General features: G+C 73.5%; 22 protein-coding genes and 1 pseudogene. 6 read left to right on the forward strand and 17 right to left on the reverse strand.

Annotation, left to right across the window (positions count from 1 at the left end):
* Positions 1 to 403, reverse strand: a pseudogene (locus tag ABTY20_RS14905) (M23 family metallopeptidase); the annotation flags it as partial.
* 441 nt (positions 404 to 844) lie between these two features.
* Between ABTY20_RS14905 and ABTY20_RS14910 the strand changes: the two are divergent.
* Positions 845 to 1,480, forward strand: coding sequence for an HAD family acid phosphatase (locus ABTY20_RS14910; RefSeq protein WP_351997410.1), 636 nt, complete (start codon positions 845 to 847; stop codon positions 1,478 to 1,480).
* Between the two features lie 64 nt (positions 1,481 to 1,544).
* Here the strand turns inward: ABTY20_RS14910 and ABTY20_RS14915 are convergent, their stop codons facing one another.
* On the reverse strand, positions 1,545 to 4,070 hold the full coding sequence (locus ABTY20_RS14915; protein ID WP_351997411.1) for an ATP-dependent Clp protease ATP-binding subunit: 2,526 nt from the start codon (positions 4,068 to 4,070) through the stop codon (positions 1,545 to 1,547).
* 432 nt (positions 4,071 to 4,502) lie between these two features.
* On the opposite strand from ABTY20_RS14915, the gene ABTY20_RS14920 reads away from it, so the two are divergent.
* Positions 4,503 to 5,186: an SCO3374 family protein gene (locus ABTY20_RS14920; protein WP_351997412.1), complete on the forward strand. Its 684-nt coding sequence runs from the start codon at positions 4,503 to 4,505 to the stop codon at positions 5,184 to 5,186.
* Here ABTY20_RS14920 and ABTY20_RS14925 read toward each other — a convergent pair.
* From ABTY20_RS14925 to ABTY20_RS14970, 10 genes are all read right to left on the reverse strand, one after another.
* Entirely contained in the window at positions 5,165 to 5,500 is a 336-nt protein-coding gene (locus ABTY20_RS14925) for a histone-like nucleoid-structuring protein Lsr2 (RefSeq protein ID WP_351997413.1), read from the reverse strand. The two genes, ABTY20_RS14920 and ABTY20_RS14925, sit on opposite strands and share 22 nt — an antisense overlap.
* 207 nt (positions 5,501 to 5,707) lie before the next feature.
* Positions 5,708 to 6,241, reverse strand: coding sequence for an amino-acid N-acetyltransferase (locus tag ABTY20_RS14930; RefSeq protein ID WP_351997414.1), 534 nt, complete (start codon positions 6,239 to 6,241; stop codon positions 5,708 to 5,710).
* A gap of 9 nt (positions 6,242 to 6,250) precedes the next feature.
* Positions 6,251 to 6,646 (reverse strand): BlaI/MecI/CopY family transcriptional regulator, encoded by a 396-nt coding sequence (locus ABTY20_RS14935; RefSeq protein ID WP_502991809.1) that lies wholly within the window; start codon positions 6,644 to 6,646, stop codon positions 6,251 to 6,253.
* Between the two features lie 166 nt (positions 6,647 to 6,812).
* On the reverse strand, positions 6,813 to 6,986 hold the full coding sequence (locus ABTY20_RS14940) for a hypothetical protein (protein ID WP_351997416.1): 174 nt from the start codon (positions 6,984 to 6,986) through the stop codon (positions 6,813 to 6,815).
* A gap of 26 nt (positions 6,987 to 7,012) precedes the next feature.
* Positions 7,013 to 7,573: a hypothetical protein gene (locus ABTY20_RS14945; protein ID WP_351997417.1), complete on the reverse strand. Its 561-nt coding sequence runs from the start codon at positions 7,571 to 7,573 to the stop codon at positions 7,013 to 7,015.
* Between the two features lie 431 nt (positions 7,574 to 8,004).
* The gene (locus tag ABTY20_RS14950) at positions 8,005 to 8,802 is read right to left on the reverse strand and encodes a type III pantothenate kinase (RefSeq protein WP_351997418.1); all 798 of its coding nucleotides are present in this window, start codon (positions 8,800 to 8,802) and stop codon (positions 8,005 to 8,007) included.
* Positions 8,803 to 8,810: 8 nt separating this feature from the next.
* Positions 8,811 to 9,785, reverse strand: coding sequence for a carboxylating nicotinate-nucleotide diphosphorylase (nadC, locus tag ABTY20_RS14955; RefSeq protein ID WP_351997419.1), 975 nt, complete (start codon positions 9,783 to 9,785; stop codon positions 8,811 to 8,813).
* 5 nt (positions 9,786 to 9,790) lie between these two features.
* Entirely contained in the window at positions 9,791 to 11,497 is a 1,707-nt protein-coding gene (locus ABTY20_RS14960; RefSeq protein ID WP_351997420.1) for an L-aspartate oxidase, read from the reverse strand.
* The gene (gene panC, locus ABTY20_RS14965) at positions 11,494 to 12,492 is read right to left on the reverse strand and encodes a pantoate--beta-alanine ligase (RefSeq protein WP_351997421.1); all 999 of its coding nucleotides are present in this window, start codon (positions 12,490 to 12,492) and stop codon (positions 11,494 to 11,496) included. The genes ABTY20_RS14960 and panC overlap by 4 nt, the downstream gene beginning before the upstream one ends.
* Before the next feature lie 70 nt (positions 12,493 to 12,562).
* Positions 12,563 to 13,501: a Rossmann-like and DUF2520 domain-containing protein gene (locus ABTY20_RS14970; RefSeq protein ID WP_351997422.1), complete on the reverse strand. Its 939-nt coding sequence runs from the start codon at positions 13,499 to 13,501 to the stop codon at positions 12,563 to 12,565.
* Between the two features lie 200 nt (positions 13,502 to 13,701).
* On the opposite strand from ABTY20_RS14970, the gene ABTY20_RS14975 reads away from it, so the two are divergent.
* Entirely contained in the window at positions 13,702 to 14,931 is a 1,230-nt protein-coding gene (locus ABTY20_RS14975; RefSeq protein WP_351997423.1) for a threonine aldolase family protein, read from the forward strand.
* A 47-nt stretch (positions 14,932 to 14,978) separates the two neighbouring features.
* On the opposite strand, the gene ABTY20_RS14980 is transcribed toward ABTY20_RS14975, so the two are convergent.
* From ABTY20_RS14980 to ABTY20_RS14990, 3 genes are all read right to left on the reverse strand, one after another.
* Positions 14,979 to 15,599, reverse strand: a complete 621-nt coding sequence (locus tag ABTY20_RS14980) for an AAA family ATPase (RefSeq protein ID WP_351997424.1) — start codon at positions 15,597 to 15,599, stop codon at positions 14,979 to 14,981.
* Positions 15,600 to 15,630: 31 nt separating this feature from the next.
* A complete protein-coding gene (locus ABTY20_RS14985; RefSeq protein ID WP_351997425.1) occupies positions 15,631 to 16,302 on the reverse strand; it encodes a response regulator in 672 nt (223 codons plus the stop codon).
* Between the two features lie 74 nt (positions 16,303 to 16,376).
* Positions 16,377 to 17,579: a sensor histidine kinase gene (locus tag ABTY20_RS14990; RefSeq protein ID WP_351997426.1), complete on the reverse strand. Its 1,203-nt coding sequence runs from the start codon at positions 17,577 to 17,579 to the stop codon at positions 16,377 to 16,379.
* A 150-nt stretch (positions 17,580 to 17,729) separates the two neighbouring features.
* On the opposite strand from ABTY20_RS14990, the gene ABTY20_RS14995 reads away from it, so the two are divergent.
* A complete protein-coding gene (locus ABTY20_RS14995) occupies positions 17,730 to 18,770 on the forward strand; it encodes an SAM-dependent methyltransferase (protein WP_351997470.1) in 1,041 nt (346 codons plus the stop codon).
* On the opposite strand, the gene ABTY20_RS15000 is transcribed toward ABTY20_RS14995, so the two are convergent.
* Positions 18,735 to 19,886: an NADH-quinone oxidoreductase subunit D gene (locus ABTY20_RS15000; protein WP_351997427.1), complete on the reverse strand. Its 1,152-nt coding sequence runs from the start codon at positions 19,884 to 19,886 to the stop codon at positions 18,735 to 18,737. The two genes, ABTY20_RS14995 and ABTY20_RS15000, sit on opposite strands and share 36 nt — an antisense overlap.
* Positions 19,887 to 19,917: 31 nt before the next feature.
* On the opposite strand from ABTY20_RS15000, the gene ABTY20_RS15005 reads away from it, so the two are divergent.
* A complete protein-coding gene (locus tag ABTY20_RS15005) occupies positions 19,918 to 20,448 on the forward strand; it encodes a PH domain-containing protein (protein ID WP_351997428.1) in 531 nt (176 codons plus the stop codon).
* Complete coding sequence (locus ABTY20_RS15010; RefSeq protein WP_351997429.1) at positions 20,445 to 21,779, forward strand: PH domain-containing protein; 1,335 nt, start codon at positions 20,445 to 20,447, stop codon at positions 21,777 to 21,779. Before ABTY20_RS15005 ends, ABTY20_RS15010 begins: the two co-directional genes overlap by 4 nt.
* A gap of 71 nt (positions 21,780 to 21,850) precedes the next feature.
* On the opposite strand, the gene ABTY20_RS15015 is transcribed toward ABTY20_RS15010, so the two are convergent.
* Positions 21,851 to 23,110 (reverse strand): hypothetical protein, encoded by a 1,260-nt coding sequence (locus tag ABTY20_RS15015; protein ID WP_351997430.1) that lies wholly within the window; start codon positions 23,108 to 23,110, stop codon positions 21,851 to 21,853.
* Positions 23,111 to 23,114: the final 4 nt, after the last annotated feature.

Consider the following 23,114-nt stretch of genomic DNA (forward strand, 5'->3'; position numbering starts at 1 on the left):
CGGCCATGACCGTGGTGCCGGTCGGGACGGCGTAGTCCTGGCCGCTGTGCTTGTGCGCCCACATGCCGCCGTTCTGCGCGAAGCTCGCGGACAGCTTGTAGCTCTTGACCGGGTCGATCCAGGACGCCTGCTTCTCGGCGGCGGCCCGGGCGGCCTTCTTCACCTCGGCGGCCTTCGCCTCGGCGGCCTTCTCGGCCTGGGCGGCCTGGGCCTTCGCGGCCTTGGCCTGGGCGACGGCCTGCGCCTGGACGGCGCCGGCGGCGCCGGATGCGGCCGTGGTGTCGGCGGCGGCCGCGACCCCGGCCCCCATCACGACCGAGGCCCCCAGTCCGGCGGCCAGCACGGTCGCACGGGTGCGGATCTGGGACGTGCGGAAGGAACGGGACGTGACGCGCTGGGACATACACACCTCATCAGGAGGGGGACAGAGGAAAACCACCCGGCGGACGGGTCCGCGCCTCGGTGGTGATTCATTGGTAGCCCCTCCGGACATAACGGTGCAAAGGTGTGACCTACGAAGGGAAGCCGTAGGTATCCACTGAGATGCACATCTCTTGACAGACCCCTCCTATGGGGCGAAACCCTCCATTTAGAGCCGATCGATCAGAAAATCGGGCCACATGCCCGCTTTGTGTAAGTGCTGTGACTACTATTCCGTCTAGTACCGGGCAAAGCGCCTGTGCGGCATGTCACCGACGAACGGGTTCGGCCATTCCATAAATGTGGCGCAGGCCTCTAGTCGCCTACCGTCCGGTAACCCTACGGTTCACCTCGCGTCACCCTCGCAGACGAGCATGCACACGACATGTTGGCAGCGTCACGGACGTGAGAGGACCCCCACGACATGAGAAGCCGACGCCCCTGGCCGGTCCGCGTATCGGTCACCGCCGTCTCCGCGGCCGCCCTGGTGGCCCTGGCCGCACCGGCCGAGGCCGCCCCTTCCGATCCGCCCGCCGTCTCCCCGGCGGTGTCCGCCGTCGCGGCGGACGTCGACTACGACACCTGGCAGCGGGACTGCCGGGCGGTCATGGACCAGGCCCTGCCGTATCTGAAGCAGCGGATCGGGGACACCGGCCCGGGCGAGAAGCAGGCGATCGTCCTGGACGTCGACAACACCGCGCTGGAGACCGACTTCGGCTTCAGCTTCCCGCAGCCCGCCAACGAGCCGGTCCTGGAGGTCGCGGAGTACGCCCAGGAGCACGGCGTCGCCGTGTTCTTCGTGACCGCCCGTCCGGGCCTCATCCACGCGCCCACCGAGTGGAACCTCGACCACGCCGGCTACGAGTCCTCCGGCCTCTACGTGCGCGGCTTCCTCGACCTGTTCCGGAACGTGGCCGAGTACAAGACGGCCCAGCGCGTCCGCATCGAGGAGAAGGGCTACACGATCATCGCCAACATCGGCAACAGCGCCACCGACCTGTCGGGCGGCCACGCCGAGAAGACCTTCAAGCTGCCGGACTACGACGGTCAGCTGTCCTGACGCGGACACGGAGAAGGGGCCGGTGCCCTTCCGGGCACCGGCCCCTTTCGGTCGCCGTGGGCGCTTACGCGTCCTTGCTCAGGTTCGGACCGGACCCGCCGGCCGCCTGCTCGATCGGCGGGACGTCGGGCAGGGCCGACTTCTCCTCACCGCGGAAGGTGAAGGTCGCGGCGTCGCCCTCGCCCTCGGTGTCCACGACCACGATGTGACCGGGACGCAGCTCGCCGAAGAGGATCTTCTCCGACAGCGAGTCCTCGATCTCCCGCTGGATGGTCCGGCGCAGCGGCCGGGCGCCCAGCACGGGGTCGTAGCCCCTCTTGGACAACAGCTCCTTGGCGGACTGGGAGAGCTCGATGCCCATGTCCCGGTCCTTCAGGCGCTCGTCCACCTTGTCGATCATCAGGTCGACGATCCGCAGGATGTCCTCCTGGCTGAGCTGCGGGAAGACGACCACGTCGTCGACGCGGTTGAGGAACTCGGGCCGGAAGTGCTGCTTGAGCTCGTCCTGGACCTTGTTCTTCATGCGCTCGTAGTTGGTCTTCGTGTCGCCCGCGGCGGCGAAGCCCAGGTTGAAGCCCTTGGAGATGTCCCGGGTGCCGAGGTTGGTCGTCATGATGATGACCGTGTTCTTGAAGTCCACGACCCGGCCCTGGGAGTCGGTCAGGCGACCGTCCTCCAGGATCTGCAGCAGCGAGTTGAAGATGTCCGGGTGGGCCTTCTCGACCTCGTCGAAGAGGACGACCGAGAACGGCTTGCGGCGCACCTTCTCCGTCAGCTGGCCGCCCTCCTCGTAGCCCACGTAGCCGGGGGGCGAACCGAAGAGGCGCGAGACCGTGTGCTTCTCGCTGAACTCCGACATGTCGAGGGAGATCAGCGCGTCCTCGTCGCCGAAGAGGAACTCCGCGAGCGCCTTGGACAGCTCGGTCTTACCGACGCCGGACGGGCCGGCGAAGATGAACGAGCCACCGGGACGCTTCGGGTCCTTCAGACCCGCACGGGTGCGGCGGATCGCCTTCGACAGCGCCTTGACGGCGTCGTTCTGGCCGATGACCCGCTTGTGCAGCTCGTCCTCCATGCGGAGCAGACGGCTGGACTCCTCCTCGGTGAGCTTGAAGACCGGGATGCCCGTCGCCGTGGCGAGGACCTCGGCGATCAGCTCGCCGTCGACCTCGGCGACGACGTCCATGTCGCCGGCCTTCCACTCCTTCTCCCGCTTGGCCTTGGCGGCGAGGAGCTGCTTCTCCTTGTCGCGCAGGGAGGCGGCCTTCTCGAAGTCCTGCGAGTCGATCGCGGACTCCTTGTCGCGGCGGACGCCGGCGATCTTCTCGTCGAACTCGCGCAGGTCCGGCGGCGCGGTCATCCGGCGGATGCGCATCCGGGAGCCGGCCTCGTCGATCAGGTCGATCGCCTTGTCCGGCAGGAAGCGGTCCGAGATGTAGCGGTCGGCGAGCGTCGCCGCCTGCACCAGGGCCTCGTCGGTGATGGAGACGCGGTGGTGCGCCTCGTACCGGTCGCGCAGTCCCTTGAGGATCTCGATCGTGTGCGGCAGGGACGGCTCCGCGACCTGGATGGGCTGGAAGCGGCGCTCCAGGGCCGCGTCCTTCTCCAGGTGCTTGCGGTACTCGTCCAGCGTGGTGGCACCGATGGTCTGCAGCTCGCCGCGGGCCAGCATCGGCTTGAGGATGCTCGCGGCGTCGATGGCGCCCTCGGCGGCACCCGCACCGACCAGCGTGTGCAGCTCGTCGATGAACAGGATGATGTCGCCGCGGGTGCGGATCTCCTTGAGCACCTTCTTCAGGCGCTCCTCGAAGTCACCGCGGTAGCGGGAGCCGGCGACCAGGGCGCCGAGGTCCAGGGTGTAGAGGTGCTTGTCCTTGAGGGTCTCGGGCACCTCGCCCTTGACGATGGCCTGGGCGAGGCCCTCGACGACGGCGGTCTTGCCGACGCCGGGCTCACCGATCAGCACCGGGTTGTTCTTGGTACGGCGGGACAGCACCTGCATGACCCGCTCGATCTCCTTCTCGCGCCCGATCACCGGGTCGAGCTTGGACTCACGGGCGGCCTGGGTGAGGTTCCGGCCGAACTGGTCGAGGACCAGGGACGTGGAGGGCGTGCCCTCGGCAGGACCGCCGGCGGTGGCGGTCTCCTTGCCCTGGTAGCCGGAGAGCAGCTGGATGACCTGCTGCCGCACCCGGTTCAGATCGGCGCCCAGCTTGACCAGGACCTGGGCGGCGACGCCCTCGCCCTCGCGGATCAGGCCGAGCAGGATGTGCTCCGTGCCGATGTAGTTGTGGCCCAGCTGAAGGGCCTCGCGGAGCGACAGCTCCAGGACCTTCTTGGCACGGGGGGTGAAGGGGATGTGACCCGACGGGGCCTGCTGGCCCTGGCCGATGATCTCCTCCACCTGCTGGCGGACCGCCTCGAGCGAAATCCCGAGGCTCTCAAGGGCCTTGGCGGCGACACCCTCACCCTCGTGGATCAGGCCCAGGAGGATGTGCTCGGTGCCGATGTAGTTGTGGTTGAGCATCCGGGCTTCTTCCTGAGCCAGGACGACAACCCGCCGCGCGCGGTCGGTGAACCTCTCGAACATCGTTAATCGCTCCTCAGAGCGGTCAGGCAGTGGGGGGAACTTCCCCTCCCTGTCCTTCCGCAGCTTAGTCCCGCGAGCGGGGACCGCTCATTCCAACTGCCGACACCGTCGATGGCCTCCTGACCCCGCTCACGCCGACATCTGCTCCAACCCGATGGTGCGAGACGATGTTCCCGCAGGCCAGGCAGTTACCCCCATCGCCAGTACGCCCGTGGCGAACGGGAGCCGTCCCGCCCTGCGTGTCGACCCCTCCCACTAGGGATGTCTTACCCGCTGCCACGGACGGTCCATGCCGAGTGCACGGGTTTCCTCCGCTACGGGCGAACAACCTCGCACCTCCCCGCACCACCGCGCGCCTCCGGATCCGGCACCCTGCGCTCACGTCCGGGCACTCCGCGTAACCCTCGGGGGGTCCGGTCGGTTGCCCCGGGCATGGTCCGCACCGTCGCCCCCGCAGCGCCGTCCCCCCGTCCACCGTTCGTGCCGGGCGACGACGCGGTGCGGCGCTGGTACGAGGACGCACTGGGATGGCCCACCGCGCCCGGGGCGCCGGTACGGCTGGTGACGGGGGTGCGCTTCGACGTCCTGGACGTGCCGGCGGAGGCGGGGCGCGCGGCGCTGGAGCACCTGGGACGCTCGGGGGCGCTCGGTCGGGGGTTCCCGGTGGCCCTCGGGGAGGGCAGGATGCGGCTGCTGGTGGCAGCGGGCAGCGCCGAGGAGCTGCCCGGACTGCTGGAGTGGCTGGACTGGGGCGCGCTGGAGCTGGAGCTGGTGGCGCTCGGCGCGGACGGCCTCATGACCGCTCCCCGGCCTCCCGCCGCCGGCTCCGGTGGCGGTCCCGGCCGCACCGCCCGGCCGCTCCCCCCGGGCCGTGACGGATCACAGGGGGCCGCCGTGTGGCTGCGGCCCCCCGAGCCGGGTCGCGGGGCCGAGGCCCCGCTGCCGACGCTGTCGGCGATGGGCACGAGGGGTGGTGCGAGGGGGGACCGTGGCGGCCCCCCGGACCTCGTGCGGCTGGTGAACACGGTGGCGACGCAGGTCCACCGGGCCCGGCTGCGGCGTGTGCGCACGCCCGCCACCGTACGGACCGACGGTCAGCCGTTGGCCTTCTCGTAGGCCTCGCGGATGGTCGCGGGGACACGGCCGCGGTCGTTGACCTCGTAACCGTTCTCCTTCGCCCAGGCGCGGATGGCCGCGGTGTCCTGGCTGCCGCCGGAAGAGGCGCGCGCCTTTCCGCGCCCGCCCGAAGCACGGCCTCCGGTACGACGGCCGCCCTTCACGTAAGGCTCGAGAAGGCCGCGGAGCTTGTCCGCATTGGCGGTGGTGAGATCGATCTCGTACGTCTTGCCGTCCAACGCGAACGTCACGGTCTCGTCCGCCTCGCCACCGTCGAGGTCGTCGACAAGAAGGACCTGAACCTTCTGTGCCACCGGATTTCCTTTCATCGATAACTTGAGGGCCGGGGTGTGCCGGCGTCCGCCGTATCGCCGCCCCTTGTTATATGCAGTACCGGAGTACTGCAGTACTCCGGAAAGCAAACCGCTTTTGCCGTAAAAACACAAACCCCTGGCAGAGACCGGCCGCCCGCGGCCGGCACGGAAACATGCGCGTTTCGGACATAGGGCACCGGGCGCAGATCACAGATGCAGAAGCATCCGGCTGTTGCCCAAGGTGTTCGGTTTCACGCGTTCGAGACCGAGGAACTCCGCGACGCCCTCGTCATAGGAGCGGAGCAACTCCGCGTACACATCGGTGTCGACGGGGGTCTCCCCGATCTCCACGAAGCCGTGCCTGCCGAAGAAGTCCACTTCGAAGGTCAGACAGAAAACGCGGCGAACACCGAGCCAGCGGGCGGTCTCCAGCAACTTCTCCAGCAGCCGGTGCCCGACGCCCGCGCCCTTCAGACCGGGCTTCACGGCGAGAGTGCGGACTTCCGCGAGGTCTTCCCACATCACGTGCAGGGCGCCGCAGCCGACCACCTCCGCGTTGTCGTCCCGTTCCGCCACCCAGAACTCCTGGATGTCCTCGTAAAGCGTCACCGTCGCTTTGTCGAGCAGGATGCCCCCGCGGACGTAGACGTCAAGGAGCCGGCGTACTGCGGGGACATCGCTGGTGCGGGCCCGTCGGACCGTGATGGCTTTTGCTGGCACTTCGGGGCTGTCTGCGGACATGTGGGGACGCTATCGTCCGCCGTGGTCCTCGGCGGAGCCGGGGTTCTCCTCGGAGGCGGGGTTCTCCGCGGCGGGGGTTTCCGGAAGCTGGACGATGCGGACCGCGTCGGTGAGAGCCCGTCGCTGTTCCTCGCTCATCATGCCGAAGAACGCGACGAGAGCGGCGGCGGCGTTGTCACTCTGCGACCACGCTTCGTTCATCAGCGCGGCGGCGTAGGCGGCACGCGTGGAGACCGCCTCATATCGATAGGCCCGGCCTTCCGCCTCTCGGCGCACCCAACCCTTCTGATGGAGATTGTCCAAAACGGTCATCACCGTGGTGTACGCGATGGACCGTTCCTTCTGAAGATCTTCCAGGACTTCCCGAACGGTCACCGGGCGGTTCCACTTCCACACCCGCGTCATGACCGCGTCTTCGAGTTCTCCCAAGGGGCGAGGCACAGCTCAGAACAATAGTGGCGAATCAGGCCGATCGCGTGCCGAGCGGGCATGATCACCGGCAAACGCGAAGAAAAAGGGCGTACGACCTCGGGTCGTACGCCAGGGGTGCGGCCGCGTGGGGCCGGGGATCTCAGGCCTCGGTCCTGGGGGCGGGCTCGCCCTGCGCCCGTGCGAGGGCCGCGTCGACCGCGGCGTCCTCCTTGGCCTTGTTGGCGCCGCCCTGGGTCTTCACGATCACCCGGATCACGGCGATGAAGAAGACGGCCATGACGACCGGGGGGAGGAGCGCGGAGACGTAGTCCATGGTTCCAGGGTAGGGCAGCGGGGGCGTCAGCCGACGGCCAGGTGCTGGTCCGGCGGGGGCGGGACGGGCTTGCGGCGCGGGAAGACCTCGCCGGGGGTGGGGACGGGGCGGGCGGGCCCGGGGGCCGGAGCGGGACGGGGGGCCGCCGGCGGCCTCCGGTCCGGGTCCTGCTTCTGCGGGTCCTCGGTGGTCGCGCGGCCGCCGGGGAGGGCCAGGAGGAGGGCGCGTCGGCAGAGGTGCAGCAGGACGGCGGCGGTGGGGTTGCCGCGCAGGGCCCGCAGGGCGGCCAGGTCGTCGGGGCGGGGGCGGTATCCGGCGCCCAGCGCCTCCTCCAGGAGCGTGAGGTAGCCGGCGGCGGTGCCGGGGAGGGCGGCACGGTAGCGACCGAGGTCGGCCAGGAGGAAGGCGCGCAGCCGGGCGCTCTCCCGTGTCGCCTCGTCGAGGTCCGAGGCGAGGTGGAGGCAGTCCTGGAGGTCGTCGGCCGAGGCGGGGACGGGGTGCAGGGCGAGGGCGAGGGCGCGACGGAGCACGCGCAGCTCCTCCGCGCCGAACGCCATGCCGCCGCGGGATCCGTAGGGCGTGGGCATGCCCCGACGGTACGCGCTAATCGGACAAATGCCTCGTGGCGGCGCAGGCGTGGCGCGGGATGTCACTCAGCCGGCCGGTTGACGGCGGGCGCGGCGCCCGGGACCGGTGTGGGGGGCGGGGCCGCGTCGGGGGTGTCCGCCCTCCAACGGGCGCGGTCCGCGCCCGTTGGAGGGGGGCGGGGCGCGGACGCGCCGGCCGTTGCGGGCGGCCACCCCGCCCCGGCCCCTCCGCGCCGCGGGCGTCACAACGCCGTCGGCCTCCGCCGCGTCGGCCGCGGGCGGTCGTGCCGCAGGGGCGAGGGGGATCCCCGCTCGGGCGAAGCCGGGAGCGGGGAGGCACTCCGCAGGCGCCGGGTCGCGGAACACCCCGGCCCCGCACCGACGCGGGGCACCCGGTGGCGCGGCCCGCGCCGGCACGGGGTGCCCGCGCCCTACAGGCGTGACACGTTGCGCTCGTACACCAGCCGGAGTCCGATCAGCGTCAGCCACGGCTCGTGTTCGTCGATGACCGAGCTCTCGCCCAGCACCGTCGGCGCCAGCCCGCCCGTGGCGATCACCGTCACGTCGTCGGGGTCGTCCGCCAGTTCCCGGGCCATCCGGTTGACCACCCCGTCCACCTGACCGGCGAAGCCGTACACGATGCCCGACTGCATCGCCGCGACCGTGTTCTTGCCGATCACGCTCCGGGGCCGGGCCACCTCGATCTTCCGCAGCTGGGCCGCCTTGACCCCGAGCGCCTCGACCGAGATCTCGATTCCGGGGGCGATGACCCCGCCGACGTACTCCCCGCGCGCGGACACGGCGTCGAACGTCGTCGCCGTACCGAAGTCGACGACGATCGCCGGGCCCCCGTACAGCTCGTTCGCCGCGACCGCGTTGATGATCCGGTCGGCGCCGACCTCCTTGGGGTTGTCGAACTGGATCGGCACCCCCGTCTTCACGCCCGGCTCGACCAGCACCGCCGGCACGTCCCCGTAGTAGCGGCGGGTGACCTCGCGGAGTTCGTGCAGGACGGACGGGACCGTCGCGCAGATCGCGATGCCGTCGATGCCGTCGCCCAGCTCGTCGCCCAGCAGCGGGTGCATGCCCATGAGGCCCTGGAGGAGGACCGCGAGCTCGTCCGCCGTGCGGCGGGCGTCCGTGGAGATGCGCCAGTGTTCGACGATGTCGTCGCCGTCGAAGAGGCCCAGGACGGTGTGCGTGTTGCCCACGTCGATCGTCAGCAGCATGGCCGGTCCTACTCCGCCGCGCGCAGGTCGAGGCCGATGTCGAGGATCGGCGAGGAGTGGGTGAGGGCGCCCACGGCCAGGTAGTCGACGCCCGTGTCCGCGTACTCCTTGGCATTGGCCAGGGTGAGGCGGCCGGACGCCTCCAGGGCGGCGCGGCCGTCGACGAGGGCCACCGCCTCCGCGCACGCGCCGGGGGTGAAGTTGTCCAGCAGGATCAGGTCGGCGCCGGCGTCCAGGACCTCGCGGAGCTGGTCCAGGGTGTCGACCTCGACCTCGATCGGGACGTCGGGGAAGCGCTCGCGGACCGCGGTGAAGGCCTCGGCGACACCGCCGGCCGCCACCACGTGGTTGTCCTTCACCAGGGCCGCGTCCGAGAGGGACATGCGGTGGTTGACGCCGCCGCCGCAGCGCACGGCGAACTTCTCCAGGCCGCGCAGGCCGGGCGTGGTCTTGCGGGTGTCGCGGACCTTCGCCCTGGTGCCCTCCAGGGCGTCCGCCCACGCGCGCGTGGCGGTCGCGATGCCCGACAGGCGGCACAGGAGGTTCAGGGCGCTGCGCTCCGCGGTGAGGATGTCGCGGGTGCGGGTCGTGACGGAGAGCAGGGTCTGGCCCGCCTCGACGCGGTCGCCGTCCTCCGCGTGGCGTTCGACCTCGAACTCCTCCGTGCAGACGACCGACATGACCGCCTCGGCGATCCTCAGGCCGGCCACGGTGCCCGCCTCCCGCGCGGTGAAGTCGGCGGTGGCGACGGCGTCCTCCGGGATGGTCGCGACCGTCGTCACGTCCACGCCGTGGGCCAGGTCCTCCTGGAGGGCCACGTTGGCGATGTCCTCGACCTCGACGGGGTCGAGGCCGGCGTCGGCCAGGAGCTGGGCGAGCGCGGGGTCGAGACCGCACTCCAGGTAGGTCTCCTCGTCGGCGCCGCAGGCGCAGCCGTCGCCGCAGCCGCCGGAGGGAACGAGGGGGAGGTCGGGGGTGGTCACTGCTGTCACTGCTCCTGGGCCTGGGTGAGGGTCGGGGGGAAGTCCGTGGTGTCGGTGGTGCGCGTCGCCAGCGACCGGTCCGGATTGAGCCGTACGACGATGTGGCGGCGCCAGGTCGTGTCGTCCCGCTCGGGACGGTCCTCGCGCCAGTGGCAGCCGCGGGTCTCCTCGCGCTGCCGCGCGGCGGCGACCAGGACGCGGGCCACGCACAGGAGGTTGGTGGCCTCCCAGGTGTCGACGCCGGGCTCGGCGGTCTTGCCGTTCTCGTCGAGGGCGTCGCGCGCGTCGGCGTGGAGCCGGTGGAGGCGGTCGGCGGCCTCGGAGAGGGACGCCTCCGAGCGCAGCACGCCCGCTCCCCGGGTCATGGTCCGCTGGATGGTGAAGCGGGCCTCCGGGGGGAGGAGGGGGTACGCGGGGCGCTCCGACGCGGGGAGCGGCTGCGGCACGCGTGGGTGGAGGGTTCCGGCCCGTGCGATGTCGGCGGCGATGCGCTCGGCGTAGACCAGTCCCTCGAGGAGGGAGTTGGAGGCGAGGCGGTTGGCGCCGTGCACGCCGGTGCAGGCGACCTCGCCGCACGCGTACAGGCCGGGCACGGTGGTGCGGCCGTGGGAGTCGGTGCGGACGCCTCCGGAGGCGTAGTGGGCGGCCGGGGCGACCGGGATCGGCTCGGTGACCGGGTCGATGCCGTGGGCGCGGCAGGCGGCGAGGATCGTGGGGAAGCGGTGTTCCCACATCTCGGCGCCGAAGTGCCGGGCGTCGAGGTACATGTGCTCGGCGTCCCGCTCCCGCATGCGGCGCATGATGCCCTTGGCGACGATGTCCCGGGGGGCGAGTTCGGCGAGTTCGTGCCGCCCCTGCATGAAGCGCACGCCGTCGGCGTCCACCAGGTGGGCGCCCTCGCCGCGCACCGCCTCGGAGACCAGCGGCTGCTGGCCCTCCGCCCCGGGTCCGAGGAAGAGCACGGTGGGGTGGAACTGGACGAACTCGAGGTCGCTCACCTCGGCCCCCGCGCGCAGGGCGAGGGCCACTCCGTCGCCCGTGGAGACGGCGGGGTTCGTGGTCGCCGAGAAGACCTGGCCCATGCCGCCGGTGGCCAGGACCACGGCGGGCGCGTGGACCGCCCCCACGCCGTCGTGCTGGCCCTCCCCCATGACGTGCAGGGTGACGCCGGCGGTGCGGCCGTCGGCGTCGGTGAGGAGGTCGAGGACGAGGGCGTTCTCGATGGTGCGCAGCCCGCGCGCGCGGACCGCCTCGACCAGGGCGCGGGAGATCTCCGCGCCGGTGGCGTCGCCGCCCGCGTGGGCGATGCGGCGGCGGTGGTGGCCGCCCTCGCGGGTGAGTTCCAGGCCGCCGTCGGTCGACTCGTCGAAGTGCGCGCCGGTCGCGATGAGGCGGCGTACGGCGTCGGGGCCCTCGGTGACGAGGAGGCGGACCGCCTCCTCGTCGCACAGGCCCGCGCCGGCCACCAGGGTGTCGTCCAGGTGCTGTTCGGGGGTGTCGCCCTCGCCGAGGGCCGCGGCGATGCCGCCCTGGGCCCAGCGGGTGGAGCCGTCGTCCAGGCGGGCCTTGGTGACGACCACCGTGGTCAGGCCGGCGGCCTCGCAGCGCAGGGCGGCGGTGAGCCCGGCGACGCCGGAGCCGACGACCACGACGTCCGCGTCGATGGACCACCCGGGCGCGGGCGCGTGCAGTCGTATGCCTGTGGTGGTCACGAGGCGGCTCCGAAGCTTCCGAAGGTCAGGGGGAGGTTGTCGATCAGGCGGGTGGCGCCCACCCGGGCGGCCACCGCGAGGACGGCCTCGCCGGTGAAGTCGTCGCCGATCTCGGTGAAGTCGGAGGGGTCGACCAGGGCCAGGTAGTCCAGTTCGAGGGGCGGCGTGAGGCGGGCGGCCTCGTCGAGGACCAGCCGGGCGGCGGCGCGGACGGCCGCCGGGCCGCCGGCGGTGGTGGCGACGGCGTGCGCGGCGGCCGCCGCGCGGGACTCCCCGATGGCGCTGAGCGCCTCGGCGCGCGCACGCGTGGCGGGCACTTCGCTGGCCCGCGCGCGCAGCGCCTGCTGGGCCGCGTGCCGGTCGCGGCCCGCGAACAGGGCCTGGGACAGGGCGAGCGCGGTGCGCCGCTCGGCGGCCGAGAGGTAGCGGTTGCGGCTGGACAGGGCGAGCCCGTCCTCCTCGCGGACGGTGGGGACGCCGACGATCTCGACGCCGAAGTTCAGGTCCCGCACCATGCGGCGGATCAGGGCGAGCTGCTGGGCGTCCTTCTGGCCGTACAGCGCGGTGTCGGGGCGGGTGAGGTGGAGCAGTTTGGCGACGACGGTGAGCATGCCGTCGAAGTGGCCGGGGCGGGCGGCGCCCTCCAGGCGTTCGCCCATGGGGCCGGCGCTGACGCGGACCTGGGGTTCTCCGCCCGGGTAGACCTCGTCCACGGAGGGGGCGAAGACGGCGTCGGCGCCCGCCCGCCCGGCGAGCCCGAGGTCGGCGTCCAGGGTGCGCGGGTAGCGGTCCAGGTCCTCGCCCGCGCCGAACTGCAGCGGGTTGACGAAGACGGTGGCCACGACCTCGCCGTCGGGGCCGGCGATCTCCCGCGCGGTGCGGATCAGCGTGGCGTGGCCCTCGTGCAGGGCGCCCATGGTCATCACGACGGCGCGGCGGCCGGTACGCGGACGCGCGTGCAGTTCGGCGGCGGTGCGCAGCAGGGTGGCGGTCATCGGGCGGCTCCGTTCCGGGACGCGCGCGTCGTCGTACGGCTGGGGTGGGCGGGGTGCCGGGGGGCGCCGGTCATCGGTCCTCCCCCGGGGTGCTTCCGGTGCCGTCGGCTCCGCCGGCCAGCACCCCGAGGAGGTCCTCGGCGAGTTCCGGCTTCAGCAGGCCGTGGGCGAGGGCGCGGTCGGCGGTCGCGCGGGCCATCGCCAGGTAGCCGGCGACGGCCCCCGGGGCGTGCCGGCGCAACTCGGTGACGTGCGCGGCGACCGTGCCCGCGTCGCCGCGCGCCACGGGTCCGGTGAGGGCCGCGTCGCCGGAGCGCAGGGCGTTGTCCAGGGCGGCTCCGAGCAGCGGGCCGAGCATCCGGTCGGGGGCCCCGACACCGGCGGTGCGCAGCAGCTCCATGGACTGGGCGACCAGGGTGACCAGGTGGTTGGCACCCAGGGCGAGGGCCGCGTGGTAGAGCGGGCGGTTCTCCTCGGCGATCCACTCCGGCTCGCCGCCCATCTCGATGACGAGGGCCTCGGCGGCCAGCCGCAGCTCCTCGGGGGCGGTGACGCCGAAGGAGCAGCCGGCGAGGCGCTGCACGTCGACGGGGGTGCCGGTGAACGTCATCGCGGGATGCAGGGCGAGCGGCAGGGCGCCGGCCCGCAGGGCGGGGTCGAGGACCCTCGCGCCGTAGCGGCCGGAGGTGTGCACGAGCAGCTGGCCCGGCCGCACGGCGCCGGTGTCGGCGAGTCCGGAGACCAGCTCGGGCAGGGCGTCGTCCGGGACGGTCAGCAGCACCAGCTCGGACCGTTGGAGGACCTCGGCGGGCGGCACCACCGGTACGCCGGGGAGCAGCTGCTCGGCGCGCCTGCGGGAGGCGTCGGAGACGGCGGAGACGGCCGCCGGGCGGTGTCCGGCGAGCCGGAGGGACGCGGCCAGGGCGGGGCCCACGCGTCCGGCGCCGACGACGCCGACGGTGAGCCGCGCGGGACGGCCTCGGGGATCGGGCTGTGGGGTTGTGTTCACGCGACGGCGGCCTTCCCGTTCCAGTCCGCTCGGGGTACCGGACGATTTCTCGTCATGTTAACGCGATCGGTTCCGGTGACGGCCGGTTGTCCACAGGGTGTGGGTTTCCGTGCGCCGCCGTGACGGACGCGCGTGCGGAAATGTGCGGTGGGCGCGCGTACGGGGAGGGGAGGGGGGTGCCCGCGCGGGCGGGGTGCGGGATGATCACGGGCATGAATGAGACGACGGACGGCGGCGACGGCACGGCGGCGGGATCCGGGCGGCCGCCGGGGCCGGGGGCGGACGACGCGTCGCGGCCGACGCTGCGCGAACGGCGGATCGCCGCCTGGCGCGGCGCCCCGCGCGCGCTCGCGCGCCTCGGTTTCCTCGCCCCCCTCTCGGAGCGGCTGGCCCTGCTGGAGGCGGCGGGGAGCGTGTACGACCTCGACGAGGCCTCCGACGTCTACGGCAACGGTGTCGTGGAGGCCCTGGAGGAGCGGGTCGCCGGGCTGCTCGGCACCGAGGCCGCCGCGTTCTTCCCGACCGGCACGATGGCCCAGCAGGTGGCGCTGCGCTGCTGGGCGGGCCGTACCGGGAACCCCGCGGTGGCCCTGCATCCGCTCAGCCACCCCGAGGTGCATGAGCGGCACGCGTTCAGCCAGGTCAGCGGGTTGCGGCCGGTACGGACGACGAGCGAGCCCCGGCTGCCCACCGCCGAGGAGGTACGCGGCCTCGAGGAGCCCTTCGGCGCGCTGATGCTGGAACTGCCGCTCAGGGACGCCGGTTTCGTGCTGCCCACGTGGGAGGAGCTGACCGGGGTGGTGGCCGCGGCGCGGGAACGCGAGGCGGTGGTGCACGTCGACGGGGCGCGGCTGTGGGAGTGCACCGAGCACTTCGGCCGCCCGCTGGAGGAGATCGCGGGCCTCGCGGACAGCGTCTACGTGTCGTTCTACAAGTCGCTCGACGCCTACGGCGGCGCCGCCCTCGCCGGTCCCGCCACCCTGGTCGAGGAGGCGCGGGCCTGGCGGCACCGGTACGGGGGCAACGTCTTCCAGCAGTTCCCCACCGCGCTGTCCGCGCTGATCGGCCTGGACCGGGAACTGCCCCGGCTGCCGGAGTACGTCCGGCACGCGCGCGTGGTGGCCGCCGCGCTGCGCGAGGGCCTGGAGGCGGGGGGGCTGCCCTGGTTCCGCGTCCGTCCGGAGGTGCCGCACACCCACGACTTCCAGGTGTGGCTGCCGTACGACGCGGACGTGGTCGCCGAGGCGGCGATCGCGGCGGCCGGGGAGACGGGGGCGATGCTCTTCGCCAACGGCTGGGACCCGAAGGGGCCGGGGGTGGCCTGCACGGAGGTGTACGTGCGGGCGGCGGGACTGGAGTGGACGGCCGACGACGTACGGGCGGCGGCGGAGGACCTCGCGCGGCGGCTGACCGGGGGGAGCGCGGAGTAGGGCGAGGGGGGCCGGGGCGGTGCCGCGCCGGCGTACCGTGCGTGCGGTCAGTGGAAGCGGATGTGCCGGATGGCCACGCCCGTCTGCCGCAGCCGGGTGCGCAGCCGGCCCCCGTGGTGGGGGCGCAGGGTCAGCCCGGCCAGGACGGCGATGCGGTCGGCCGTCCCCGGCACCGTGGTGCGGTCGGTCCACAGGTGCTCGGCGAACTCCGGACCGGCGAGGCGCTCCAGGCAGTGGTCGAGCCGCTCGACGGCCCAGCTCTCCCGCCGTAGGGCCCGCCCACCGCCCACCAGGTGCCCGAGACCGCGTTCCCGCAGCCGCCGCAGCACCGTCTCCCGCTCGGCGAGGAGGGTGAAGTGGCGCACGTCGTGGCCGAGTTCGCGCAGCCGGCCGACGGTCTGGGCGAAGTGCCCGGAGTCGGTGACGGTCATGGGGGCGATCACCACGCCGTCGTGCCCGGTCAGGGCGAGGTCGAGGACCTCGACGACGCCCTGCCGCCAGGCCCTCAGGTCCTGGAAGTCGCCGCGCAGCCCGGGCGGCAGCGTGCGGTGCAGGCCGAATCCGATGTGCTCCGGGTCGCAGACGACGCTGCCCGGCAGGCGGCGCCGTATCTCGTGTGCGGTCTGTGTCTTTCCGCCCCCGAAGGGCCCGTTGATCCACAGCAGCATGCGCCGACCCTACCGGCGCGCGGCCGCCGGTTCAGCCGTGTCCGCCGGCCCGTACCAGCCCCGTCTCGTAGGCGAGGACGACCACCTGCACCCGGTCCCGCAGGCCCAGCTTGGTCAGGATGCGGCCCACGTGGGTCTTCACGGTCGCCTCGGAGAGCACCAGCCGGGCCGCGATCTCGCCGTTGGACAGGCCCTGCGCGACCAGCACCATGACCTCCCGTTCGCGCCCGGTGAGGCGTTCCAGCTCCTTGTGCTCGGGCTGCTCGCCGGTGCTGGGCAGCATCGGCGCGAACCGGTCCAGGAGCCGGCGGGTGGTGGACGGGGCGACCACCGCGTCCCCGCTGTGCACCGCGCGGATCGCGGCGAGCAGCTCGCCCGGCGGCACGTCCTTGAGCATGAAGCCGGACGCGCCCGCCTTGAGCCCGGAGAAGGCGTACTCGTCGAGGTCGAAGGTGGTGAGGATCAGCACCTTCGGCGGATCGGCGTCCGCGCAGATCCGGCGGGTCGTCTCCACGCCGTCGAGCTTGGGCATGCGGACGTCCATCAGCACCACGTCGACGGCGGTGGAGCGCAGCGCCTCCAGGGCCTCGACGCCGTTGCCCGCCTCCGCCACGACGTCCATGTCCGGCTGGGCGGCGAGCACCATCCGGAACCCGGTGCGCAGCAGCACCTGGTCGTCGACGAGCATCACGCGGATCGTCATCGGGGCCTCTTCCGTTCGGTCGTCGAGTCGTCGCGGGGGGTGTGACAGGTGTCAACAGGGGGCGTGCGTGGGCGTCAGTGCGCGGGTTTGAGCGGCAGCAGCACACTGATGCGGAATCCTCCGCCGGGGCGCGGTCCCGCGTCCAGGGTGCCGCCGACCATGCCGACCCGCTCGCGCATGCCGATCAGACCGTGGCCCTGGCCGTCGAGGCCGCCCTCCTCGTACAGCTCGTGCGGGGCGCCCTTGCCGTCGTCCTCCACCAGGAGGCCGAGACCGTCGTCGAAGTACACCAGGCGCACGCTGGCGCCCGCGTCGGGGCCCCCGTGCTTGCGGGTGTTGGTGAGCGCCTCCTGCACGATCCGGTACGCGGTGAGCTCGAGACCGCTGGGCAGCGGGCGCGGGGTGCCCTCCACCTTGAAGTCCACGGGCAGCCCGGACTCCCGGCACTGGCCGACGAGGTCCTCGATCTGCTGCACGTCGGGCTGCGGCACGTACTCCCCGGCCTCCTGGTGCTCACCGGTGCGCAGCACGCCCAGCAGGCGGCGCATCTCGGCGAGGGCCTGGCGGCCGGTGGAGGAGATCGTCTCCAGGGCCTTCTTCGCCTGGTCGGGGGCGGCGTCGAGGACGTAGGCGGCGCCGTCGGCCTGCACCACCATCACCGACACGTTGTGCGCGACGACGTCGTGCAGCTCGCGCGCTATCCGGGCGCGCTCGGCGGCGACCGCGACCTTGGCCTGCGCCTCGCGCTCCTTCTCCAGCCGGGCGGCCCGCTCCTCCAGCTGCGCGAAGTACGCGCGGCGGGTGCGGATGGAGTCGCCGAGCACCCAGGCGAGGGCGAAGGGCACGGCCTGGAAGATCATGATGGCGAGGTTGGCCGCCACTCCCACTCTCTCGTCGGGCCAGCGCAGCTGCGCGAGGGGGGCCGCGCACAGTCCGGCGGTCAGCGCGAGGCGGGAGGCCCAGCGGGCGCCGACCGCCGCGACCGTGTAGACGATCACCAGCAGGGCGAAGTCGGCGGGCAGCGTCGCCACGTCCGCGACCAGCTGCCCCAGGCCCACGACGAGGGCGAGGACCAGCATCCGCTCGGGCATCCGGCGGCGCAGCGCGACGACCAGCGACAGCAGCAGCGCGACCGGCACGATGAGGGCGGGCAGGTCCGTCCCCTGCGGCTCCTCCACGGTCGGTCCGCTGAACACGGAAATCCCGAACAGGACCACGGCCCAGAAGCCGTCGACCCACGTCGGGTGTCTGCGGAGGAAGTCATAGAGGCGCTGCACGTAACCCAGCGTAGGGAAGCGACATGTGTGCGGGAGTCAACCGGAGGGCCGATCCCCGGTCGGCACGTGTACTCCGCAAGGTGGAGGTCCGGCACGTCCGTGCGTTTAACCTGGGCCGGTGACGACGGTGCGGGCGGGCGGGCGGGACCGGTGACGGCGGAGGCCGGGAGGACCGGCCCGCGGGGCTGGCGGGCGGCGGCCCGGGACGCCCTGTACGGTCCCGGGGGCTTCTACCGCGGGGCCGGCGCGGGCCCGGCCGGACACTTCCGTACGTCCGTGCACGCCTCGCCGCTGTTCGCGGGCGCCGTGGCGCGGCTGCTGTGCCGGGTCGACGAGGCGCTGGGGCGGCCGGCGTCGCTCGACTTCGTGGACATGGCGGCCGGGCGGGGCGAACTGGTCACCGGCGTCCTCGCCGCGCTGCCGGCCGGCGTGGCGCCGCGCGTGCGCGCGTACGCCGTCGAGCTCGCCGGCCGGCCTGCCGGGCTGGACCACCGGATCGAGTGGCGGCGCGAGCCCCCGGAGGGGGTCACCGGGCTGCTCTTCGCCAACGAGTGGCTGGACAACGTGCCCGTCGACGTCGCCGAGGTGGACCCGTCCGGCGTGCCCCGGCTGGTGCGGGTGCGGGAGGACGGGACGGAACTGCTCGGGGAGCCGGTCACCGGCGCGGAGGCCGAGTGGCTGGCGCGGTGGTGGCCGCTGGGGACCGGGGAAGGGCTGCGCGCGGAGATCGGGCTGCCCCGGGACCGGGCCTGGGCGGCGGCGGCCGGGACGCTCGCGCGGGGGCTCGCCGTCGCCGTGGACTACGCGCACACGGCGGCCGCGCGGCCGCCGTTCGGGACGCTCACGGCGTTCCGGGAGGGGCGGGAGACGAGGCCCGTGCCGGACGGGTCGTGCGACCTCACCGCCCATGTCGCCCTGGACGCGTGCGCCGCGGCCTGCGCGCTCCCCGGCGCGCGCCTGCTGTCGCAGCGGGACGCCCTGCGCGCCCTGGGGGTCAGCGGCGCGCGCCCCCCGCTCACGCTGGCCTCCACCGACCCGGCCGGGTACGTGCGCGCCCTCGCGGGCGCCGGCGAGGCCGCCGAACTCACCGCGCCGGGCGGCCTCGGCGACTTCGGGTGGCTGGTGCAGCCGGTGGGGCTCGCGGACGCGGGGGACCTATTTGTCGATGTCGCCGACGACGAAGAACATTGACCCCAGGATCGCCACCATGTCCGCGACCAGCGTGCCCGGCAGCAGCTCGGTGAGCGCCTGGATGTTGTTGTACGACGCCGAGCGCAGCTTCAGCCGGTACGGCGTCTTCTCGCCCTTGCTGACCAGGTAGTAGCCGTTGATGCCGAGCGGGTTCTCGGTCCACGCGTACGTGTGTCCCTCGGGCGCCTTGAGGACCTTCGGGAGCCGCTGGTTGACCGGGCCCGGGGGCAGCTCGGCGAGCCGGTCGAGGCAGGCGTCGGCGAGGTCGAGGGCGTTGTGGGTCTGCTCCAGGAGGCACTCGAAGCGGGCGAGGCAGTCGCCCTCCTCCCGGGTCACCACCTTCAGGACGTCGCCCAGCTCGCCGTAGGCGAGGTAGGGCTCGTCGCGGCGCAGGTCGAAGTCGACGCCGGAGGCGCGCCCGATCGGCCCGCTCACGCCGTACGCGTGCACGGCCTCGGGGGACAGCACGCCGACGCCGCGCGTGCGGCCGCGGAAGATCTCGTTGCCGAGCACCAGGTCGTCGAAGCGGTCCATGCGGGAGCGCACGTCGGCGACCGCGTCGCGCGCGCGGGCGGTCCACCCGGCGGGGAGGTCCTCCTTGAGGCCGCCCACGCGGTTGAACATGTAGTGCATGCGCCCGCCGGAGACCTCCTCCATGACGTGCTGGAGCTCCTCGCGCTCCCGGAAGGCGTAGAAGATCGGCGTGATGCCGCCCAGCTCCAGCGGGTAGGAGCCGAGGAACATCAGGTGGTTGAGCACCCGGTTCAGCTCCGCGAGCAGCGTGCGCAGCCACACCGCGCGCTCGGGGACCTCCATGCCGAGCATCCGCTCCACGGCGAGGACCACGCCCAGCTCGTTGGAGAACGCCGACAGCCAGTCGTGACGGTTCGCCAGCATGATGATCTGCCGGTAGTCCCGGGCCTCGAACAGTTTCTCCGCGCCCCGGTGCATGTAACCGATCACCGGCTCCGCGCGGACGATGCGCTCGCCGTCCAGGACGAGCCTCAGCCGCAGCACGCCGTGCGTGGACGGGTGCTGGGGCCCGATGTTGAGCACCATGTCGGTGCTCTCCGCCGCGCCGCCGATACCGACCATGGTCTCCGTCGTAGGAGTCATGCACCCAGTCTCCCCTACGTACGCTGGGCCCATGGAGACGGGGAGCCCGCACGACACGGGGACAGCGGGAGCGGGCGGGCCGGCGGCCCCGGGCGACGGGGAGCCGGTGTGGATCGCGCTGCCGCCGGGGCTGCTGAGGATGCGACGGCTGCTGCTGGTGGTGTGGCTGGGGCTGCTGACCCTGGCGACCGCACTGGTGCCGGGGTTGCTGGCGGGGCCCGGCTGGGCCGCCTTCGCCGTCGTGCCACTGGGCCTGACGGTCTGGGGCTGGGTGATGCTGGGGCGCAACTGGCGTTCCTGGCGGTACGCGGAGCGCGCCGACGACCTGCTGATCAGCCGGGGCGTGCTGTGGCGTGAGGAGACGGTCGTGCCGTACGGGCGGATGCAGCTGGTCGAGGTCGCCTCCGGGCCCGTGGAACGGCACTTCGGGCTGGCCAGCGTGCAGCTGCACACGGCGGCCGCGGCGACCGACGCCACCATCCCCGGTCTGGACCCGGCCGAGGCGGAGCGGCTGCGCGACCGGCTCACCGAGCTCGGCGAGGCCCGATCGGCGGGGCTGTGACGGCCCCCGGCGTGCCCGGGGAGGCGTCCGGGCGGCCGCCCGTGACCGAGAGGCGGCTGCACCCCGTCACGCCGCTCAGGCGGGCGTGGGCGCCCGTCGCGGTGCTGATCGGGTGGGCGCTGCACGACCCCGACCGAACGCAGCGCCAGCTGACCCGGCTGACGACGGCCCACCTGCTGATCGGGCTCGCCGTCCTGCTCCCGGCCGCCGCCCTCTACGGCTTCCTGACCTGGTGGTTCACCCACTTCGCGGTGACCGAGAGCGAGTTGCGCATCCGGACCGGGCTGCTGTTCCGGCGCACCGCGCACATCCGGCTCGAGCGGATCCAGGCCGTCGACGTCACCCAGCCGCTGCTCGCGCGGGTCGCGGGCGTGGCGAAGCTCAGACTCGACGTCATAGGGACCGACAAGAAGGACGAGCTCGCCTTCCTGGGCGCCGACGAGGCGCGCGCGCTGCGCGCGGAACTCCTCGCGCGGGCGGCGGGTTTCGCGCCGGAGACGGCGCACGAGGTGGGCGAGGCGCCGTCCCGGGAGATGCTGCGGGTGCCGCCGGGCGTCCTCGCCGTCTCCCTGCTGCTGACCGGGGCGACCTGGGGCTGGCTCCTCGTCGCCGGCGTCGTGGTGCCGCTGCTGTGGACGGCCACCCACAGCCTGTGGACGGTGCTGGCCGCGGCCGTGCCGCTGTTCGGCGCCGCGGGCGCGAGCAGCGTGGGCCGGTTCGTCGCCGAGTACGACTGGACGCTCGGCGAGTCGCCCGACGGGCTGCGCATCGACCACGGACTGCTGGACCGGGCGCACGAGACGGTGCCGCCGGGGCGCGTGCAGACGGTACGGCTGGTCGAGCCGCTGCTGTGGCGGCGGCGGGGCTGGGTGCGGGTGGAACTGGACGTGGCGGGGTCGTCCAACTCCCTGCTGCTGCCGGTCGCCCCGCGCGAGCTCGCCGAGTCGGTCGTCGCGCGGGTGCTGCCCGGGGTGAGCGTGCCCCCGCGCGAGGCGCTCGTCCCGCCGCCGCGCCGCGCGCGGTGGTGCGTTCCGGTGTGGTGGCGCGGCTACGGGCTCGCCGTCACCGACGCGGTGTTCGCCGCCCGCCGCGGGCTGCTGCGCCGCAGCCTGTCCCTGGTGCCGCACGCCAAGGTGCAGAGCGTGCGGCTGGCCCAGGGCCCCTGGCAGCGGGCCCGGGGCGTCGCGGACGTCCACGTGGACACCGGCGCCAACAAGTCGGTGACGGCCCGCCTGAGGGACGCCGCGGAGGCGGCGGACCTCCTGCGCTCCCAGGCGGAGCGCTCCCGCACCGGCCGCAGGGACGCCCGCCCGGACCGCTGGATGGCCTGAGCCGCGCGCGCCGGAACGCCGGACGGGCCCCGCGCGGGGTGCGCGGGGCCCGTCGGGCGTGTGGGCGGGGGTCAGGAGGCCGCGCTGCGCAGGCCCTCGACGTCGATGTGCTCCGTCTCGTCGTGGGCCGTCAGGTCGATGACCCGGCCGACGCCGCGCGCCTCCTCGTCGGCGGACTCGGACCGCTCCTCGCTCTCCGCCTTGTGCAGGGCGAGCGCCTCCTGGCCGACGACGTCGGCGAGGTCCTCGTTCTGCACGGCGTCCAGGGCGGCGCCGTCCGTCTCCTTCTTCGTCCCGAAGAAGTCGAAGCCGCCCTCGGACACCGGCTGCCGCGCCGGCGCGGTCGGCGGTGCGACCGCCACCGCCGTCGGCACGGCGAAGTGCCCGGAGGACTGCCGCGCGGACCGGTCCGCGGGAGCGGCCGGCCCGGGGGAGGCGGTCGTGCGCCCGTGCTCGCCGACGGCCCCGGTCCGCCCCTCGGTCCCGTCCTCCCGCGCCTGCTCCGGCCCGGGCTTCCGGGTGGGTTCGGGGCCGTCGTCCTCGGGGCCCTCGGAGGCGTCCTCGCCCTTCGGCGCGTCACCGGTCCGGGTGTCCTCACCGGCCGGTCCGGGCGCCTCGCCGGCCCGTGCGGCCGGGCCGGCGCCGTCCTCCGGGACGCCGGAGTCCTCCGCGGCGCCGGAGTCGTCGGCGAGCCGCGCCAGCGCCGCGCCGGCGCGCAGGAACAGCTCGGACCCCTCCGGCGAGAAGACCGGCGGGGCCGCCGGCTCCTCCCCGGCGGCGGCCCCGTCCCGCCCCACCGCTCCGGCCGCCCGCTGCGGCCCCGCCGCGTCGTCGGACGCCACCGACGGTCCCGCCGCCAGCGCGCGGTCCGGGACCGTGGCCTCTATCTCGAGCACCCGGCGTTCCTCCAGGACGCTCGCCCGGTCGACCTCGGAGGCGGCGTACCGCCGCAGCAGAGCCGCGTGCTCGTTGCGCAGCCCGGCGAGTTCCGCGCGCCTGGCCCGCAACCGCTGTTCCAGTTTCGTCCGCAGCTCGCGCGACTCCTCGAGGTCGGACTCCAGTTCGGCGACGCGCTCCTCGAAACGCCATTCGTCGCTCGCACGCGCGCGCGTGAGATCGGCGACGCGTTTGCCCGCCTGGGTGTCCCAGTACCGCATGACGACGGCACCGGCGATCGCCGTGACCGCGGCGGCCGCGGCCAGGACGCGAAGCACCATCGGCTGCGTGAACACCCAGGGACCCAGGGCGCAGACGGCGGACACGCCCGCGATCGCCGACGGGGGCAGCATCCTGTGCAGGGGTGGTGAATGACGGTGACGTCCACGTGGCATGGCC

The sequence above is a fragment of the Streptomyces sp. NPDC126497 genome (genome assembly GCF_040302425.1).
Classification (GTDB): Bacteria; Actinomycetota; Actinomycetes; order Streptomycetales; family Streptomycetaceae; genus Streptomyces.

What these genes read in the sequence shown, in the direction of transcription:
- ABTY20_RS14910 (WP_351997410.1), top strand. Translation starts at nt 845, where the DNA reads ATGAGAAGCCGACGCCCCTGGCCGGTCCGCGTATCGGTCACCGCCGTC.
- ABTY20_RS14915 (WP_351997411.1), bottom strand. Translation starts at nt 4,070, where the DNA reads ATGTTCGAGAGGTTCACCGACCGCGCGCGGCGGGTTGTCGTCCTGGCT.
- ABTY20_RS14920 (WP_351997412.1), top strand. Translation starts at nt 4,503, where the DNA reads ATGGTCCGCACCGTCGCCCCCGCAGCGCCGTCCCCCCGTCCACCGTTC.
- ABTY20_RS14930 (WP_351997414.1), bottom strand. Translation starts at nt 6,241, where the DNA reads ATGTCCGCAGACAGCCCCGAAGTGCCAGCAAAAGCCATCACGGTCCGA.
- ABTY20_RS14935 (WP_502991809.1), bottom strand. Translation starts at nt 6,646, where the DNA reads ATGACGCGGGTGTGGAAGTGGAACCGCCCGGTGACCGTTCGGGAAGTC.
- ABTY20_RS14940 (WP_351997416.1), bottom strand. Translation starts at nt 6,986, where the DNA reads ATGGACTACGTCTCCGCGCTCCTCCCCCCGGTCGTCATGGCCGTCTTC.
- ABTY20_RS14945 (WP_351997417.1), bottom strand. Translation starts at nt 7,573, where the DNA reads ATGCCCACGCCCTACGGATCCCGCGGCGGCATGGCGTTCGGCGCGGAG.
- ABTY20_RS14950 (WP_351997418.1), bottom strand. Translation starts at nt 8,802, where the DNA reads ATGCTGCTGACGATCGACGTGGGCAACACGCACACCGTCCTGGGCCTC.
- panC (WP_351997421.1), bottom strand. Translation starts at nt 12,492, where the DNA reads ATGACCGCCACCCTGCTGCGCACCGCCGCCGAACTGCACGCGCGTCCG.
- ABTY20_RS14975 (WP_351997423.1), top strand. Translation starts at nt 13,702, where the DNA reads ATGATCACGGGCATGAATGAGACGACGGACGGCGGCGACGGCACGGCG.
- ABTY20_RS14980 (WP_351997424.1), bottom strand. Translation starts at nt 15,599, where the DNA reads ATGCTGCTGTGGATCAACGGGCCCTTCGGGGGCGGAAAGACACAGACC.
- ABTY20_RS14985 (WP_351997425.1), bottom strand. Translation starts at nt 16,302, where the DNA reads ATGACGATCCGCGTGATGCTCGTCGACGACCAGGTGCTGCTGCGCACC.
- ABTY20_RS15000 (WP_351997427.1), bottom strand. Translation starts at nt 19,886, where the DNA reads ATGACTCCTACGACGGAGACCATGGTCGGTATCGGCGGCGCGGCGGAG.
- ABTY20_RS15005 (WP_351997428.1), top strand. Translation starts at nt 19,918, where the DNA reads ATGGAGACGGGGAGCCCGCACGACACGGGGACAGCGGGAGCGGGCGGG.
- ABTY20_RS15015 (WP_351997430.1), bottom strand. Translation starts at nt 23,110, where the DNA reads ATGCCACGTGGACGTCACCGTCATTCACCACCCCTGCACAGGATGCTG.